This is a genomic window from Streptomyces sp. NPDC002935 (assembly GCF_040611295.1).
Taxonomy (GTDB): Bacteria; Actinomycetota; Actinomycetes; order Streptomycetales; family Streptomycetaceae; genus Streptomyces.
Genome location: NZ_JBEXNW010000033.1, coordinates 1 through 15,589, shown reverse-complemented (window position 1 = coordinate 15,589; position 15,589 = coordinate 1). Strand labels below are relative to the sequence as shown.

Sequence of the window (15,589 nt, the reverse complement as noted above, 5' to 3'; positions counted from 1 at the left end):
GAACCATGGTCCCCGCGCCACCGCTGCATCGCAACGACCGCGAACACCCGGGAGTGCCTCGCATGGGGACGAATGGATCGACCATGCTCGAACCCTTACGGCAGGGACTTCCGCCTCTCGATCCCGCGGCCGTGTCCAGCGCCGCCTCGTGCGCCTTGCCCGCCCGCTACGAAGCGGTGCGCGAGGCCCGGCAGTTCACCCGCGGGACGCTGGACCAGTGGGAGATAGGCGACCGTTTCGACGACGTCTGCCTGGTGGTCTCCGAACTCGTCACCAACGCCCTGCGGCACGCGCTGCCCTCGGACACGCCCCGCAAGGATGACCAAGGGCCGCCCGTACGGCTGCACTTGATGCGGTGGACCTCGCGACTGGTGTGCGCCGTGCGCGACCCCAGCCACGACAGTCCGGTCGCCGGCGACTCGGACGACTTCTCGGCGGAGTCGGGGCGCGGCCTCTTCCTGGTCGACTCGTTCGCCGACAGCTGGGGCTGGCATCCGCTCGCCGGAACGCTCAGCGGCAAGGTCGTGTGGGCGCTGTTCCGACTGGGGCCGCAGCCGGGGCCGGCGGCACTGCCCACCGAATGACGAACCGCGGCGCCTTTTGGCGCCGCGGTTCTACGCGCGTTACTGAACGACGAGTGAACGACTACCCTCGGTTGGCGCCGCCGCGCCCGCCGACGCTCCCACGGTCGGCCGACCCGGAACGGCCCGCGATCACGGCCGTCAGCTCGCGATCAGGTGATCGAACTCGCCGTCCTTGATACCCAGCAGCATCGCCTCGATCTCGGCGCGCGTGTAGACGAGCGCGGGCCCCTCGGGGAACCGCGAATTCCGCACGGCCACGTCACCGCCGGGCAGCCGCGCGAACTCCACGCAGGAACCCTGTGAGTTGCTGTGCCGGCTCTTCTGCCAGGCGACGCCGTTCAGCTCGGTCGCGGCCATGCCGTTGTACACGTCTTCAGCCATGCCGTTGTACACGTCATCCACGTCGAACACGTCGTGGTCCACAGGTCGCTCCCCGGTCGTGCAGTGGCTGAGGTGGCCATAGATGCAGTAGTCAACTGACTCGGATCATAGCTCTGTTCATGTGCAGATGCATGGGCATATGCACGTGCACGCGGGGTGGTCCTGCGGTTACAGCTTTTACCGGCCCTTGACTACCGGTTGTCGTTCGCCCGACTACGGCCTGCAGCTCACCGGGGTGCAGAACGAACTACATCCGGTCCAGCGCATTCCCCAGAGATCGCATCACATGCGACCTCCAGCCCCCGTCCATGATCTTCCGCGCCATCATCTGTGCGGGATCGTCCGGATCGAATCCCTCGTGTACTAGGAAGAGACGCGTACCGCGCCCTTCCTGTTCCAGTGTCCAAGTAATGGTCCACTCGGCGGGACGGACCGCGTTCGCGTCAGCCCACCGGACGCTCAGCATCCGCTGCGGTTCGTAGGCGAGAACGCGCACGTCAACGGTGCCGGAGAAGTTCGCGTTGGGGCGCGGGACCGCGGTCAGCGTGTACTGGTGGCCGACTTCGAGCCGGAAGTTCTCGGACCCCGGCATCTGCCACTTCGCGAGCAGTTCGGGCTCGGTGAGCGCCCGCCAGACCTTGGCGGGCGGATGCGGCAGGAACTGGGCGACGCGGATGGTCGTGAGGTCATCCTCGGGAACCGGGGCCATGTCCTGCGGATCGGGGTTCATGTCCTGCGGATCGGGGTTCATGTCCTGCGGATCGGGGTTGGTGTCACGCGGATCGGGGTTGGTGTCACGCGGGACGGAGGTCTCGCCGTTGGGATGGGAGTTCACGTCTCGCGGCGGGACGGGGTTCTCGCCGTGCGGATCGGTGCTCATGTCCCGGCATCGTCTGGCATGCGGTCCAGGAGGTCGCCGAGACCCTTCAGCCTGTCCCGCCAGAACCGCTCGTACGGATGGAGCCAGTCCTGCACGTCAGCGAGCGGGGCGGCCTCCAGGCGGTAGATGCGCTGCCGGCCCGCGCGTTCCTCGGAGACGAGTCCGGCCTCCCGGAGCACCTTGAGGTGTTCCGAGAGGCTGGGGCGCCGCATGGCGAAGTGGTCGGCCAGGGCCTGGACGGGCTGGGGCCCCTGCTCGCGCAGCAGCCGGAGCACCTCGCGCCGGGTGGCGTTGGCGAGCGCGGCGAAGAGCTGGTCCTCGTGGGCACCGGCGGGAGCTTCGTCGGGCGCTCCCGACGCGCCCGACGCTCCCGCGAGAACTCCGGCGGAAGGTCGAGCAGGAACTCCGGCGGGAGTCCCGGCGGAAGCTACGGCGGAAGCCGCCGCCCCGCTCTCCGGCCCGACCCCGGTTCCCGTTCCGGTCACAGTCATGGCGCGCTCAGCACCCTTCACTCCTACTCCGAGGCCGTCTCCAGGGCCTTCTCCGTGATCAGCATCAGACCGTTGCCGTCCGGGTCGCGGAACGAGGCCATGCGGCCCCAGGGGAGGTCGTCGGGACCCTCCACCGCGACACCCGCGGCGGTGAGCCGCGCGCAGTCGGCGTCGACATCGGTCGTGACCAACATGATCCCCCGGGTCTCGCCCGGCGTGAAACTCCCCATCCCCGGACCCGAGAGGGTGAAGACGGTCTGCGCCCCCTCGGGCGCGACCTGGAGCCACCGGCCGGGCGGCATGTCCAGGTCGGCGGTGACCTCGAAGCCGAGGACGTCCGTGTAGAAGCGCAGGGCCCGGTCCTGGTCGGCGACCGGGAGGGTGACGAAGGAGGCGTGGGTGATGTTCATGGACGACAGAATAGGTAGGTGATTCCCTACGCGTCAATCGTAGGGAATCACCTACGTATGGCATCTCCCGCCGGTGTGCGGCTCCGGAGGCGATCACCGGCCCCCGACCCGGGCGCGTTCGCGTGAGCAAGCGCACCCGGCGTTCCCGCCGGGAGTCCGCGCGTCCTCCTGATAGCTTGCTGCGATCGCTCGGGCGACCCGCATCCATCCCACCCTTGGGGGCTTCAGTGACTACGGCGACCTTCCCGTCCCTCCAGGCGAGCATCGCGGCCGCGGCCTTGGGTCTGGCGGCGGCGCTCGTGCTGACCGGTTGCAGCAGTGGCGACGACGACGCCGGGGACCCGTCGGCGAGTCCGAGCCAGAGCGCGTCCGCCACGAAGGGCGCCGGTACGGGCGGCGGCTCCGGAAGCACCTCCTCGGCGGGCGGCAAACTCCAGGGCAGTTGGCTCACCACCGCGGGCGGCAAGGCCGTGGTCCTGATGATCAACGGCAAGCAGGTGGGGCTCTTCGCGACGGGCGGCACCATGTGCAGCGGCACCGCGTCCGAGGAGGCGAGCATGCGGATGATCCGCCTCACCTGCTCGGACGGCAGTAAGAGCCGCGCCGTCGGCATGGTCGACTCCGTCAGCGGTACGACCCTGAAGGTCACCTGGGAGGGCGACCTCGGCAAGGAGACGTACACCAAGAGCGAGGGCGGACAACTCCCCACGGGGCTGCCCACGGCGAGCTTGGGCTCCTGATCCGGCCAATGTTCACGAGCGGGCCATGGAATCCGTCGGATTCGGCGGCCCGCTCGGCGGTAGGCCCTCTCGGCCGTCGGCCCCGCTCGACGATCGGACCCTGCTCTGCCGCCAGACCCTGCTCGACCCTCGGAGCCACTCGGCCGTCGGAGCCCACTCGACCGCGGAGCCCGCTCGACCGTCAGGCGCGGACAAAAACTGGCGATACCGGTCCCGGGCGGGTGAACCGTCAGGGGTGCGCAACCTCGGTGGGCCCGCGTGCGTGATGATCCATGCACATCCTCACGACCCCCAGGGGAACCCATGCGCGCTCTGCCCATCGCCGTCACCGTCCTCGCGGCGGCCCTCGCCCTGACCTCCTGCGACGACGGCGGCTCCGGCGACTCCGGGAAATCCGGAGGCTCCTCCGCCCCCGCGAAGAAGGCCGCCGTCGCGGCCTGCGGGATCGCTGACGCCGGCATCCAGGTCGGCCCCGCGAACGCCGCCACGGCCGCCGGGGACACGGGCAACATCCCGGTCACCCTCACCAACAAGGGCGCCCGGTGCACCCTCAAGGGCTTCCCCGGGCTCTCCGTACAGGCGGGCGACACCTCCGCCGACATCGTCGCGGACGAGGCCGCGCAGCCGGAGCAGCTGACCCTCGCCAAGGGCGACACCGCGTCCTTCACCATCACCTACGTACGCGGCGCGGACGGCGACGCGAAGACCCTCGCCGTGAAGACGCTGAAGATCGGCCTGCCCGGCGCCGACACCACCCAGAACTTCCCGTGGTCGTACGGCCCCGTCGCCGGCAAGGGCTCGGCGGGCGAGCCGAACGCCTCCACGACGCCGTTCCAGCACGCGGGCGACTGAGGGGCGAGCGTCCTGTCGGGCGCCTGAGCTCTTGAGCTCTTGAGCTCTTGAGCTCTTGAGCTCCAGGGGCGGGCGCCCCGGAAGAGCGGGGCGTACTCCTTGTGGGGGCGGGCGGCCGGCTTCTAAGGGAGCGGGCGTCTGTCCCGGACCTGTGCCCGGTCCGCCGCCGCGGCACCCTCGTACCACCCGGCCTCGTCGGTGACCCCGCGCAGCCGGGTCGTCACCGTTTCCGGGAACATCTGGTCCAGGTGGTCCGCGACCGCCACGTCACGGGCCGCCAGCACCGGCAGCAACTCCCCCTCCGTGGCGGTCACCTGGCCCTCGGCGACCGACGCGAGCCGGTCGCCGATCCGGTGCGCGTACGCGGCGAGGAACGACTGCCGGAAGGTCTTCGTGCGCTTGCGGCCGCCCGCCCGCTGCGCCGCCTCCGCCTTCGTCATCGCCGCCGTGGCCTGTACGAGGAGCGAAGTGTAGAGGAGCTCGACCGCCTCCAGATCGGGTTCGAAGCCGACCACGGTGGAGAAGCCGAGGGCCTCGTTCCACACGGCCCGGCAGCGGTTGGCCCCCGACACCGCGTCCAGGAGCACCGCCTTGGCCGTCTCGTACGGCGGCTCGACGCCGATACGGCAGGCGCCCGGCGCGTCCTTCGCGTGGGTCCGGGCGGCGAGCAGTGCCTCGTCGATGCTGTGCCGCGCCATCAGCTCCTGCGCCTTGGCGCTGAGCGCCTCCGCCTCCTCCGGGAACCCGGTCGCCTCGGCCTTCGCGAGCAGGGCGCGGATGCGGGTGAGCATGCGCGTCTCCTGCGGGGCGGCCGCCGTGGCCGACACCCTCGGCTCCAGCGGCTCGATGGCGGGCAGGCGCAGGAGCAGGCGGTAGAGCTCCAGGGCGGCGGTGGCGAAGGAGAAGCGGTCGGTGCGGACGTCGTGGGGCTCGGCCTCCAGTTCGTCGAGCTGGGCCGCCCAGCGCGCACCCCGGGGTGAACGGTCGGCTTCCCTCTCCTTGAGGATCAAGGACGTCACCAGGCGTACGTGCACGTCGTCCAGGTCCCGCCGCACGATCCGTACGACATCGGCCGGCTGCCAGCCGCGCCGCCAGGCCGCCGCGACGAACTCCTCACCGCGCCGGGAGAGTTCGGCGTCGGAGGCCGGGTCGGCGGCGAGCAGGGAGGCGCCGGTGTCGAGGGCCGTGTCGGAGGCGGCGTAGAGGGCGGCCTCGAAGGCGCGCTCCACGGTGCTGGACGTACTCATTCCCCGATCGTGTCACGGGCCCGTCGGGGCCCGGAGGTATGGCCTGCCCTACCCCCGGGACACCCCCTGGTGGTCGTGTCCGGGCGGCCCGCGAACGGTTCGCTGGAACCATGACGATCACCGCCCCACGCACCTCCGCCGCCGCGCCGACCTCCGCCACTGCCGCGCCGATCTCCACGGCCGTACACCGTCCCGCCGCCCCGCCGGACGCGGTGACGGCGGACCGGCCGACCGGGAAGGCCGGGACGACGGGGTCGATGCGGGCTATGAGGGCTATGGGGGCGGAGTGGGTGGCGTGCTGAGTATCGCGTCGCTGCGGTCGCGTTGGCCGTCGCTTTTCGGGTGTTTCGTCGCCGTCGCGCTCGGGGTGGCGGTGATGACGGCCATGGGGCTGGGCCTCGCCGCCGCGCTCGATCCACCCGCCCGCCCGCCGACCCGGTTCGCGGCCTCGCCGGTCGTGGTGATGGGCCGGGACACCCTCACGATGGAGGTGCGGCGGGGGCCGGGCACCGCCCTGGTGTCGAAGCCGCTCGCGCATCCACACCCTGTGGACAGCGAATTGATCGCCGGACTGCGGACCTTGGGCCCGGTCCGGACCGACGGCGCCGCCCGGGACGCGGTCGGCGTGGACGCACCCGTCGCGGCCGTACGACGGCTCGTCGGCGACCGCGCCCTCGTGCTCACCGGCGACGACCGGCACCGGGCCGACCCGTCCGCCGCGCGGGACGCCGAGGCACTGGTCGGGGTCGACGCGCTGCTGGGCACGGCGGCCGGGGTGACGGCCTTCGTCTCGGTCTTCGTGACGGCGTCGACGTTCGCCTTCGTGGTGGCCCTGCGGCGAAGGGAGTTCGGGCTGCTGCGGCTTGCCGAGGCGATGCCCGGGCAGGTCCGGCGGGCGGTGCTCGGGGAGGCGCTCGCGGTGGGGCTCGCGGCCTCGGCGGTCGGCTGTGTGCTGGGCGGCGGTGAAGCGCCTTTGCTCGTACGGGCGTTGGTGGACGGCGGGGTGGCGCCGCCGTGGTTCGTCCTGCGGGACGGGACGCACTGGCCGTACGAAGTCGCCTTCTGCACCGGGGTGTCGGTGGCCCTCGCGGGCGCCTGGGCCTCCGCGCGGCGGGCGGGGCTGACCGGCCCCTTGGAGGCGCTGCGCGAGGCGTCGGTGGACACGGGCGTGATGCCGCGTTCCCGACGGGTGACCGGGGCGGTCCTGCTGGCGGCCGGACTCGGCCTCACGGCCTGGACGCTGTACGCGGACCCGGCGGCGCTGCTGAAGCGCAAGACCTACGCGACGCAGCCGATGGTGCTGGTCACGGCGGTGGCCGTGCTGGCGCCGATGCTGGTCGGTCCGGCCGTACGGCTGCTTCCGCTCCGGCGGCTCCCGCGCGCGTACGGGCTGCTGATCCGCGAGAACGCGGCGGCCTCCGTCCGGCGCACCGCCGCCGTGGCGGCTCCCGCGCTGGTGACGGTCGCGCTGGCCGGATCGCTGCTCGGCTCGGCGGCGACCGTGACCGGGGCGCGGGCGACGGAGGCACGTGAGCACACGCGGGCCGAGTTCGTTGTCACCGGGGAGCACTTGAGGAAGGTGACGGCGCCCGGCGCGACGGTGTCCGCGACCGCGTCGACCGCCGTGTTCGTGCGCGAGGAAGGGGCCGCGCTCATACGGTCGGACGCGCGGGCGGTGAGCGACGTGGCGGCGTTCGTGTCGGTGACCCGGCTGCCGGTGGTCGCGGGCGACGTCCGGGATCTCGACGACCGCTCGATCGTCGTCAACGAGGAGTGGGAACGCCACGAGGTGGGTTCCTGGGTCCCGGTCCGGCTCGGCGACGGACGGCCCGCCCGGCTGCGGATCGCGGCGGTGCTGGCGCGCGGCACCGGCGACAACGGGGCCTACGTCACGGCGGCCAACGCGCCGGGCTCGACCGTCGACCGCCTCGACGCGCGGGTGCGGCGCGGGGCCGACCCGGCGGCGGTCGCGAAAGCGCTGCGGCTGTCCGGTGGCACCGTGCGCACCACCCCGGCCTGGCTGGCCGCGACCCACCCCCGCAACGGCCCGCAGACCCGGCTCGGGCTCCTGGTGGTCCTGGGCATCGCCCTCGTCTACGCCGGGATCTCCCTCGCGGGCACCTGCCTGATGGCCACATCCGCGCGGGGTGCGGAACTCCGGTCCCTGCGCCTGGCGGGCGCCACCCGGGCGCAGGTGCTGGGCGTGGTCGCGGGCGAGACGGCGGTCGCGGTCTGCGTGGGGGCGGCGCTCGGAGCCGCGGTCGCCGGGGTGAACCTCGCGGGACTGGCGGGGGCGCTGGCCAGGTTGTCGGCGCCGGTGGCGGTGACCGTGCCCTGGGGGCTGCTGTCCGGGTGCGTGGGGGTCTGCCTGGTGATCGGGGTGGGGGCCTCGGTGGCGGGGGCATGGCGGCGGACGGACCTGACCGGGGGCGGCACGGACATGGCCGGGGGTGGCAGGGACCGGACCGGGGGCGGCGGCGGGAGGTGGCCCGGGTGGGCCTCCTCTCCCGGGTGACCGAAGCAGGGAAGATGTCAACCTCGGGTTGACACTCCGGGACTGTCAACCTACCGTTGACACATGACGACGAATCCACCCGGCAAGGCATCCGTGCGTCTCGACGACCTCATCGAGGCCATCAAGAAGGTGCACAGCGACGAGCTCGACCAGCTCCAGGACGCGGTGATCGCGGCAGATCACCTGGGCGACGTGGCCGACCACCTGATCGGACACTTCGTGGACCAGGCCCGACGTTCAGGGGCGTCCTGGACGGACATCGGCAGGAGCATGGGCGTCACCCGGCAGGCCGCGCAGAAGCGGTTCGTACCGAAGGCGGAGGCGGACCTCGACCCCAGCCAGGGGTTCGGCCGCTACACCGAGCAGGCCCGCAAGGTGGTCATGGTCGCGCACGACGAGTCCAAGGCCGCGGGCGGCACCGAGGGGCTGCCCGAGCACCTCGTCCTCGGCCTGCTCAGCGAACCCGACGCGCTCGCCGCACGGGCGATCACCGCGCAGGGCGTCTCCCTGGACACCGTCCGCGCAGCGGCCGTCGCCGCGCTCCCGCCCGCCGCCGACGAGGTCCCCGAACTGGTCCCGTACGGCCCAGCCGCGAAGAAGGTCCTGGAGCTCACCTTCCGCGAGGCCCTGCGCCTCGGCCACAACTACGTCGGCACCGAGCACATCCTGCTCGCCCTGCTGGAGTTCGAGAACGGCGAAGGGGTCCTCAGCTCCGTCGGCGTCGACAAGGCGGCGGCCGAGGCACACATCGGACGCATGCTCGATGAGGTCGTGCGGCAGAAGACGGCCGCGCAAGAGGCGACGGACGGGAAGCCGGACGGGAAGCCTGCGGCGGAGGGGAACGCATAGGGGAGGCGGCTGGGCCCTGGCAAAGGGAACCGGCTGGTGGGCCCGAGGAAAGGGAACCGGCCGGCCCCGGGGGACGGAGGCGCCGGCCTCGGCGCACCAAGGGCGCGCCGCGTCGCCGGACGGGATTGTCAGACCCTCCTGCGAGACTCGGAAGCATGACCGAGCGCTGGGCTCTCGCGCCGGCCGAGGACGGTGGTGCGGAGATCGCCGCCCTCGGCCCGGACGGGCTGCCCACGGGGCCGGTCCGCCGGGAGGCGGACCTCGCGGAGGCCGTGCGCGCCCGACCGGACGTGAGCCGGTGGGTGTGGCGGTCGACGGCCGATGTCTATCCGCGACTGCTCGCCACGGGGGTGCGAGTGGAGCGGTGTTACGACATGGAGGCCGCCGAGACCCTGCTGCTCGGACACGAGGGGCGGCTCGGCGAGCCCCGGTCGGCGGCCGCCGCGCTGGCGAGACTGCGCGGCGGCCCCGTGCCGCCGGACCCGCCGCAGCGTTCCGCCGAGCCCGGTTCGCAGTCCTCCCTCTTCGAACCGCGCCCGGTCCACCTACCGCTGGCGGATCTCCTCACGGTGTACGCCGACCAGCAGCGCCGCCATGGCGCGACCGCGCACCCGGAGCGGATGGGGCTGCTGACGGCCGCCGAGTCCGCGGGGATGCTGGTCGCCGCCGAGATGAACCAGGCAGGGCTGCCATGGAGCGCGGACGTCCACCGGGACCTGTTGCACGAACTGCTGGGCGAGCGGTACACCGGGGGCGGTGAGCCCCGGCGCCTCGCCGAGCTCACCGACGAGGTGTCCGCCGCCTTCGGGAGACGGGTGAGACCCGATCTGCCCGCCGACGTCGTCAAGGCGTTCGCGCAGGCCGGGATCAAGGTCAAGTCCACCCGGCGGTGGGAGATCGAGTCGATCGACCATCCGGCCGTGAAGCCGCTGCTGGAGTACAAGAAGCTGTACCGGATCTGGGTCGCGCACGGCTGGTCCTGGCTCCAGGACTGGGTGCGCGACGGACGCTTCCGGCCCGAGTACCTGCCGGGCGGGACGGTCACCGGACGCTGGGTGACGAACGGCGGCGGCGCCCTCCAGATCCCCAAGGTGATCCGGCGTGCCGTCGTCGCCGACCCCGGCTGGCGGCTGGTCGTCGCCGACGCCGACCAGATGGAGCCCCGCGTCCTCGCGGCCATCTCGCGCGACCCCGGTCTCATGGAGGTCGCGGGCCGCGAGAGCGACCTCTACCAGTCGGTGTCGGACCGGGCCTTCTCCGGCGACCGCGCACAGGCCAAACTCGCCGTGCTCGGCGCCGTCTACGGCCAGACGTCCGGTGACGGGCTGAAGAACCTCGCACTGCTGCGCCGCCGTTTCCCCAAGGCCGTGGCCTACGTCGACGACGCGGCCCGCGCGGGCGAGGAGGGGCGCCTCGTACGGACCTGGCTGGGGCGGACCTGCCCTCCGGCGGCCGGGGCGGGCGACGACAGCGGGGAGGAGGCGGGCATCCCCCAGGACGATCCCGTCGACACCGCCGTCGACCAGGGCTGGGTACCGGGCTACGCCTCGTCCAACTCCCGTGCCCGCGGACGGTTCGCGCGCAACTTCGTGGTGCAGGGCAGCGCCGCCGACTGGGCCCTGCTGGTGCTGGCGGCACTGCGCCGCGCCTGCTCCCGGCTCGCCGCCGAGCTGGTCTTCTTCCAGCACGACGAGGTGATCGTGCACTGCCCCGCCGAGGAGGCCGACACCGTCGTGGCCGCCATCCGCGAAGCGGCCGAGCTCGCGGGCCGCCTCACCTTCGGGGAGACACCGGTGCGTTTTCCGTTCACGACGGCGGTCGTACGGTGCTACGCGGACGCGAAGTAGGGCGTCCGCGGGGAATCGGAAGAGACGCAACCTTCGCTGTCGCCGTCGTTGTCGACATCGGCATCCGTATCCGTATCCGTATCCGTATCCGCATCCGCATCCGCATCCGCATCCGCAGCGACATCGGGTGCGCTACCGCGCGAGCAGTTCCCGCAGCTCGCCCGCCACCGGGCTGTCCGTCTCCTCCAGCGCCTCCAACGCCGACGCCCACTCCCGATACGCCGCTTCGGCGTCACCCCGTTCCCGCAGGAGCAGCCCCCGCTGGTGGCGGGCGAGGCCTCCGGTGTACCGGTCGGCGCGGCGGTCGGCGCGGCACCGCAGCAGATCGCACTCGCGCGCGGCCCGTTCCCAGTGGCCGACACCCCGCAGGGCGCGCACCAGGCCGAGCCGGGTCTGTGACTCGCCGTGCCAGTCACCATGGCCGCCCAGGATGCGCAGGCTCTCCTCGAAGTGCGGTACGGCGGCGGCCGGTTCGCCTAGCGTGAGGTGGGCGTAGCCGATGTTGCAGTGCGCGGAGTGCCGGATGATCACGTCCTGCACGGCGTCGCCGATCGCGAGACTGCGCTTGTGGTGGTCGATGGCGGCCCGCGGATCGGTGTGCTCGTACAGGTTGCCGAGGTGGCTGTAGGTGATGGCCTCCATGTGCCGGTCGCCCAACTCCCGCGAGAACTGCAGACTTTGGAGCAGGGCGTCACTGGACTCCGCGTAACGGCCCAGGCTTTCGAGAAGCATGCCCCGGTTGCTCAGCCCCCGTCGCATCCAGGACAGCACCCCGAGGCGCCGCCAGATCGCGAGCGCCTCGTCGTTCAGGGCGAGGGCCTCGCCCACCCGGCCCGTCACGAAGTGCAGGCCCCCGAGGTCGCCGAGCGCGCACGCCTCGGCGGCCCGGTCCCCGAGCAGCCGGGCCGCGTCGAGCGCGGCCCGCTGGAGGACCTCCAACTCGGCCACACGGCCGCTGCGTTGGACGTACGGGTGGAGCATGCGGGCCAGCAGCGGAACGTACGGCGAGGTCTGCGCGTACCGCTCCGCCAGCGCGACCACGTTCGCCAGTTCCGTGTCGCCCCAGGCGAAGGCCTCCCGCGCGGAGCAGAACGGGGGCGTGGCCGCGACGTCCGCCGCGTGCCCGGCCGGCTGGGAGGCCGTCGGCCTGCTGCGGTCCTCCCGGTCGAGACCGGGTTCGAGGATCGCCTCCAGGGAGCGGGCGGCGACACCGGCGTACCAGCGCAGGGCGCGCTCGGCGACGACCGCGTCATGACCGAGGGGAACGGCACTGCCGTGACTGCCCGGGAAGGCCGGACGGTCACAGCCCGAGCCGACGACGACGCACTCCACCGCGCCCGCGATCTCCCGGGCGAAATCCCGTACGAGATCGTGGGGCGCGTAGCGGCCGTAGGCGGTCTCCTCCAGCAGGGCGACATCGACGAGGCGGTCGAGCGCGGCCTCGGCACGGCGTTCGTCGGTGCCGGTGAGGCGGGCTACGAGGGCGGCTCCGTAGGCGGGCAGGTCGAGCGCGCCGATACGGCACAAGGCTAGGGCCGCGTCCCGGTCGGCCTCACGCTCGGAGGCGCGCAACGCGTCGTGCGCCACGGCGAGCGAGCGGCGCACGCTCAGGTCGTCGTACTCCAGATGGTGCAACCGCCCTTCTGTGGCGGCCAGTTGACCTGCCAGAACATCCGGGGTGAGGGCGCGGCGGGCGGCGAGGCGGGCCGCGACGACCCGGAGGGCGAGCGGCAGCCGGCCGGTGAGTTCGACGAGGGGGTGCCCGCTGTCGAGTCCGTCCCTGCGGCCGGAGACCGCGCGGAGCAGTGCCGCGCTGTCCTCGTCCGTCAGCGGCGCGAGCGGGAAGCGGTCGGCGCCGTCCAGGGCGGTGAGCGGCGAGCGGCTCGTCACGATCACCGCGCAGCCCGGGCCGGCCGGCAGCAGCGGCCGCACCTGCGCCGCGTGCGCCGCGTCGTCCAGCACCATGAGGATGCGGGTGGGCGCGAGCATCGAGCGGAGCAACGCCGCTGCCGCGTCCGGGTGTTCGGGGATGCGTCGGGGTTCCGCACCCAGGTCGCGCAGGAGTGCGGCGAGCGCCTGACCGGCGGTGAGGGGGGTCATGCCGGGGGTGGCGCCGTGCAGGTTGACGTAGAGCTGGCCGTCGGGGAATCGTTCCCTCAGCCCGTGCGCGACGTGCAGCGCGAGCGCGCTCTTGCCGACGCCGGCCATCCCGCTGATCACCGCGACACGAGGCATCCCGGCGTGCCTCCCGCCGACTGTCCCGTCAGCCGTCCGGTCCGCTGCGCGGTCAGCCGTCCCGGTGCTCGCCCCGCGGTTCGTCCCGCCGACACGGCTGTCGGCGGTCCCGGCGCTCGCTCCCGCGACCGTCGCGTCACGGGACGCACCTCCCGGCTCGCCCCCTCCGGACTCGGCCCCTCCGGACGCGGCGCTACCGGTCGCGGTGCTGCCCACCCCCACGCCAGGGCGCGCCGCGCTTTCCAGGCCCGCCGAACGGGCCGGGTGCGAGAGGTGTCCTGGGACTTCTGGGGGTTCCGGGTGTGCCGGATGCCTCGGGTCGAGGACCAGTCGCAGTCGGTCGTGGATGTCTTCGCGGCCTGTGAAGTGCGCCGGGGGCGGCGGGAGTTGGGCGGGGCGAGGCGGCACAGCCGTGTCCCGGCCGCCCCACGTGGAGCCCGCCGTGGTCTCCGCTCCGCCGTTCCCGTCCCGACCGGCGCTCCGGTCGGCGTTCCCGTCCCGGCCGGCGCTCCGGTCGCTGTCCCGGTCCCGGTTCCCATCCATGTTCCGGTCCCGGTCCATGTTCCGGTCCCGGTCGCCGGCCGTCCTCGGGTCCAGGCCCTCGCCCGGAGCCCCGCCCCCGCCCCGGCCTCCGCCACCGGCCCGGCCCCGGCCCGTGTCACCGTCCCCGCGCCCGCCCGGGGCCCGGTTGTTGTCCCGCAGGATCTCCAGGTGGGCCTTGCGGACCGCGGGTCCCGGCTCGATGCCGAGTTCCTCCACCAGGCGGGCCCGCAGGTCGCGGTGGACGGCGAGGGCCTCGGCCTGGCGTCCGGTGCGGTGCAGGACCAGCATGAGAAGCCGGTGGAAGGACTCGCGGAGCGGATGCTCGGCCGTGCGGGCGGCCAACTCGGGTGCCAGCCGGTCGAGTCGGGAGGCCGTCGGGGCGAGGAACAGCTCCGCCTCGTACCGCCACTCCAGGACCAGCAGCCGGGCCTCCTCCAGGCGCTGGACGAAGGCGTGTCCGCCGGTCTCGGGCGGCAGGCCGCTCAGCGGGGTGCCACGCCACAGCGCGAGCGCGGCGGTGGATTCCCGGAGCGCCCGTTCCCAGTCGCGCTCGGCGTGCGCGTCGCGCGCGTCGGTGGCGTGCCGCTCGAAGACCCGGACGTCCAACTCGCCCTCGCCGACCCGCAGGACGTAACCCGGTGGCACCGCGCGCAGCCGGTCCGGATCGTCGAGGAGACGGCGCAGCCGGGTCACATGGTTCTGCAGGGATGCCTGGGCGGAGGCGGGTGGCGCCCCGCCCCACAGCGCGTCCCTGAGGACGTCGACGGAGACCACCCGGCCCGGTTCGAGGAGCAGCGCGGCCAGCAGGGCGCGCATCTTGCCGCTGCCGATCGAGCCGACCCCGCCGTCGGCGTCGTACAGCACCGGCGGCCCCAGCAGCCCGAACCGCAGCCCGTTCCGCATCACGCCGCCCCACTGCCTTTCCGCCCGACCGCTCCGGCCGCGCACCACGGCGAGTTCCCGCCTTTTCCAGACGACTTCACGCCGACCGACTGATCGTTCCCGAAAGAACCGTTGGCCTCATGTTAGCGATCCGTTGGCGCGGCCTGATGTGATCAGTCCATCGGATCTGGCCCGACGGTGCGCGCGTACTACGCGTAACTCGGGGGAGTGTCGCCGCCGTGCCGGATCCGGGGACGTGAGAGGCCCCGGTCGTCGATGTGATCCGACCGGGGCCTCCGTCCGTTCAGCGGCCTGTGAGCTGGGACCAGGGGTTTTCGTCCGGATCACCCCGGGGCCGCGACACCTGGCCCGATCCGTCGGCGATCCGAACGAAATCCCCTACCCAGACAAATCCACTGGCTAAATGACCGGCGGGCGCCCGAGGCGGGTCAGCCGCCACACCGTGCGCCACCGCATGGGGCGTCGCTCTCCGCCGGACTGCCGCAGCCCCTCGGCGAAGCCGCCGAACCAGGCCCGCAGGCCGCCGACGGACCGCGTGCGCAGGAGCGTGAGCAGGATCCAGATCCCCAGGTGCACCGGGATCAGCGCCAGGGGCAGCCGGCGGCGGGTGAGCCAGACCCGGTTGCGGGCGGTCACGCGGTAGTAGATGGCGTGCCGGGCGGGCGAGGTCTTCGGGTGCTGGAGAAGCAGTTCGGGGCGGTACAGAACAGTCCACCCCGCGTCTATGGCCCGCCAGGCGAGGTCGGTCTCCTCGTGCGCGAAGAAGAACTCGGCGGGCCAGTCCCCGGTCTCGGCGAGCATCGGCATGGACAGCGCGTGGCCGCCCCCGAGGAAACCGGTGACCGGTCCCCCGCGCATCGGGTCCTTGGCCCCGACCCTCGGCACATGGCGGCGCTGCGTCTCGCCGTGCTCGTCGGCGATGCGGAAGCCGACGATGCCGAGCCGCGGCCGGGCGGCGTACAGGTCGCGCACCTTGCGCAGCACGTCGCCGTCGACGAGCAGTCCGTCGTCGTCGAGCTCGACGACGACGTCCACCTACCCCAACTCACCGAGCCCGGGCAGTACGACAATTAGGCCACCCGGGCAGCCGAGGGTGTGGTCCAGTTAGATTA

Annotated in this window: 12 protein-coding genes and 2 pseudogenes; 7 read left to right on the top strand and 7 right to left on the bottom strand. The window is 72.9% G+C overall.

What is annotated here, in order from left to right:
• Positions 1-83: 83 nt before the first annotated feature.
• On the top strand, positions 84-584 hold the full coding sequence (locus ABZX90_RS33580; RefSeq protein ID WP_351126326.1) for an ATP-binding protein: 501 nt from the start codon (positions 84-86) through the stop codon (positions 582-584).
• 138 nt (positions 585-722) lie between these two features.
• On the opposite strand, the gene ABZX90_RS33575 is transcribed toward ABZX90_RS33580, so the two are convergent.
• From ABZX90_RS33575 to ABZX90_RS33560, 4 genes and pseudogenes are all read right to left on the bottom strand, one after another.
• Positions 723-965: a DUF397 domain-containing protein gene (locus ABZX90_RS33575; RefSeq protein WP_351126436.1), complete on the bottom strand. Its 243-nt coding sequence runs from the start codon at positions 963-965 to the stop codon at positions 723-725.
• 247 nt (positions 966-1,212) lie between these two features.
• The gene (locus tag ABZX90_RS33570; RefSeq protein ID WP_351126438.1) at positions 1,213-1,674 is read right to left on the bottom strand and encodes an SRPBCC domain-containing protein; all 462 of its coding nucleotides are present in this window, start codon (positions 1,672-1,674) and stop codon (positions 1,213-1,215) included.
• A 167-nt stretch (positions 1,675-1,841) separates the two neighbouring features.
• A pseudogene (locus ABZX90_RS33565) lies at positions 1,842-2,165 on the bottom strand (metalloregulator ArsR/SmtB family transcription factor); the annotation flags it as partial.
• Positions 2,166-2,359: 194 nt separating this feature from the next.
• Positions 2,360-2,746, bottom strand: a complete 387-nt coding sequence (locus ABZX90_RS33560) for a VOC family protein (protein ID WP_351126328.1) — start codon at positions 2,744-2,746, stop codon at positions 2,360-2,362.
• 227 nt (positions 2,747-2,973) lie between these two features.
• Here ABZX90_RS33560 and ABZX90_RS33555 point away from each other — a divergent pair, with 227 nt between their 5' ends.
• Together ABZX90_RS33555 and ABZX90_RS33550 are read left to right on the top strand one after the other, a co-directional pair.
• On the top strand, positions 2,974-3,486 hold the full coding sequence (locus ABZX90_RS33555; RefSeq protein WP_355211260.1) for a hypothetical protein: 513 nt from the start codon (positions 2,974-2,976) through the stop codon (positions 3,484-3,486).
• Between the two features lie 303 nt (positions 3,487-3,789).
• Entirely contained in the window at positions 3,790-4,338 is a 549-nt protein-coding gene (locus ABZX90_RS33550) for a DUF4232 domain-containing protein (RefSeq protein WP_351126331.1), read from the top strand.
• Positions 4,339-4,460: 122 nt separating this feature from the next.
• Here ABZX90_RS33550 and ABZX90_RS33545 read toward each other — a convergent pair whose 3' ends face one another.
• Positions 4,461-5,585 (bottom strand): DUF2786 domain-containing protein, encoded by a 1,125-nt coding sequence (locus ABZX90_RS33545; protein WP_355211257.1) that lies wholly within the window; start codon positions 5,583-5,585, stop codon positions 4,461-4,463.
• Positions 5,586-5,695: 110 nt separating this feature from the next.
• Here ABZX90_RS33545 and ABZX90_RS33540 point away from each other — a divergent pair, with 110 nt between their 5' ends.
• The 4 genes from ABZX90_RS33540 to ABZX90_RS33525 all read left to right on the top strand — a co-directional run bounded on the left by ABZX90_RS33540 (position 5,696) and on the right by ABZX90_RS33525 (position 10,796).
• Positions 5,696-5,887, top strand: coding sequence for a hypothetical protein (locus tag ABZX90_RS33540; protein WP_355211254.1), 192 nt, complete (start codon positions 5,696-5,698; stop codon positions 5,885-5,887).
• Positions 5,881-8,100, top strand: a complete 2,220-nt coding sequence (locus ABZX90_RS33535) for an FtsX-like permease family protein (RefSeq protein WP_355211251.1) — start codon at positions 5,881-5,883, stop codon at positions 8,098-8,100. The genes ABZX90_RS33540 and ABZX90_RS33535 overlap by 7 nt, the downstream gene beginning before the upstream one ends.
• Before the next feature lie 63 nt (positions 8,101-8,163).
• Entirely contained in the window at positions 8,164-8,949 is a 786-nt protein-coding gene (locus ABZX90_RS33530; RefSeq protein ID WP_355211248.1) for a Clp protease N-terminal domain-containing protein, read from the top strand.
• Positions 8,950-9,104: 155 nt separating this feature from the next.
• Positions 9,105-10,796, top strand: a complete 1,692-nt coding sequence (locus tag ABZX90_RS33525; protein WP_351126341.1) for a bifunctional 3'-5' exonuclease/DNA polymerase — start codon at positions 9,105-9,107, stop codon at positions 10,794-10,796.
• Positions 10,797-10,928: 132 nt separating this feature from the next.
• On the opposite strand, the gene ABZX90_RS33520 is transcribed toward ABZX90_RS33525, so the two are convergent.
• The gene (locus ABZX90_RS33520; RefSeq protein WP_355211244.1) at positions 10,929-14,477 is read right to left on the bottom strand and encodes a BTAD domain-containing putative transcriptional regulator; all 3,549 of its coding nucleotides are present in this window, start codon (positions 14,475-14,477) and stop codon (positions 10,929-10,931) included.
• A 399-nt stretch (positions 14,478-14,876) separates the two neighbouring features.
• Positions 14,877-15,589 (bottom strand): annotated as a pseudogene (locus ABZX90_RS33515) (glycosyltransferase family 2 protein); the annotation flags it as partial.

Excerpts from the sequence above, each read along its gene's own strand:
- ABZX90_RS33570 (WP_351126438.1), bottom strand. The coding sequence starts at position 1,674 with ATGGCCCCGGTTCCCGAGGATGACCTCACGACCATCCGCGTCGCCCAG.
- ABZX90_RS33575 (WP_351126436.1), bottom strand. The coding sequence starts at position 965 with ATGGCTGAAGACGTGTACAACGGCATGGCCGCGACCGAGCTGAACGGC.
- ABZX90_RS33530 (WP_355211248.1), top strand. The coding sequence starts at position 8,164 with ATGACGACGAATCCACCCGGCAAGGCATCCGTGCGTCTCGACGACCTC.
- ABZX90_RS33550 (WP_351126331.1), top strand. The coding sequence starts at position 3,790 with ATGCGCGCTCTGCCCATCGCCGTCACCGTCCTCGCGGCGGCCCTCGCC.
- ABZX90_RS33580 (WP_351126326.1), top strand. The coding sequence starts at position 84 with ATGCTCGAACCCTTACGGCAGGGACTTCCGCCTCTCGATCCCGCGGCC.
- ABZX90_RS33520 (WP_355211244.1), bottom strand. The coding sequence starts at position 14,477 with ATGCGGAACGGGCTGCGGTTCGGGCTGCTGGGGCCGCCGGTGCTGTAC.
- ABZX90_RS33545 (WP_355211257.1), bottom strand. The coding sequence starts at position 5,585 with ATGAGTACGTCCAGCACCGTGGAGCGCGCCTTCGAGGCCGCCCTCTAC.
- ABZX90_RS33560 (WP_351126328.1), bottom strand. The coding sequence starts at position 2,746 with ATGAACATCACCCACGCCTCCTTCGTCACCCTCCCGGTCGCCGACCAG.
- ABZX90_RS33525 (WP_351126341.1), top strand. The coding sequence starts at position 9,105 with ATGACCGAGCGCTGGGCTCTCGCGCCGGCCGAGGACGGTGGTGCGGAG.
- ABZX90_RS33540 (WP_355211254.1), top strand. The coding sequence starts at position 5,696 with ATGACGATCACCGCCCCACGCACCTCCGCCGCCGCGCCGACCTCCGCC.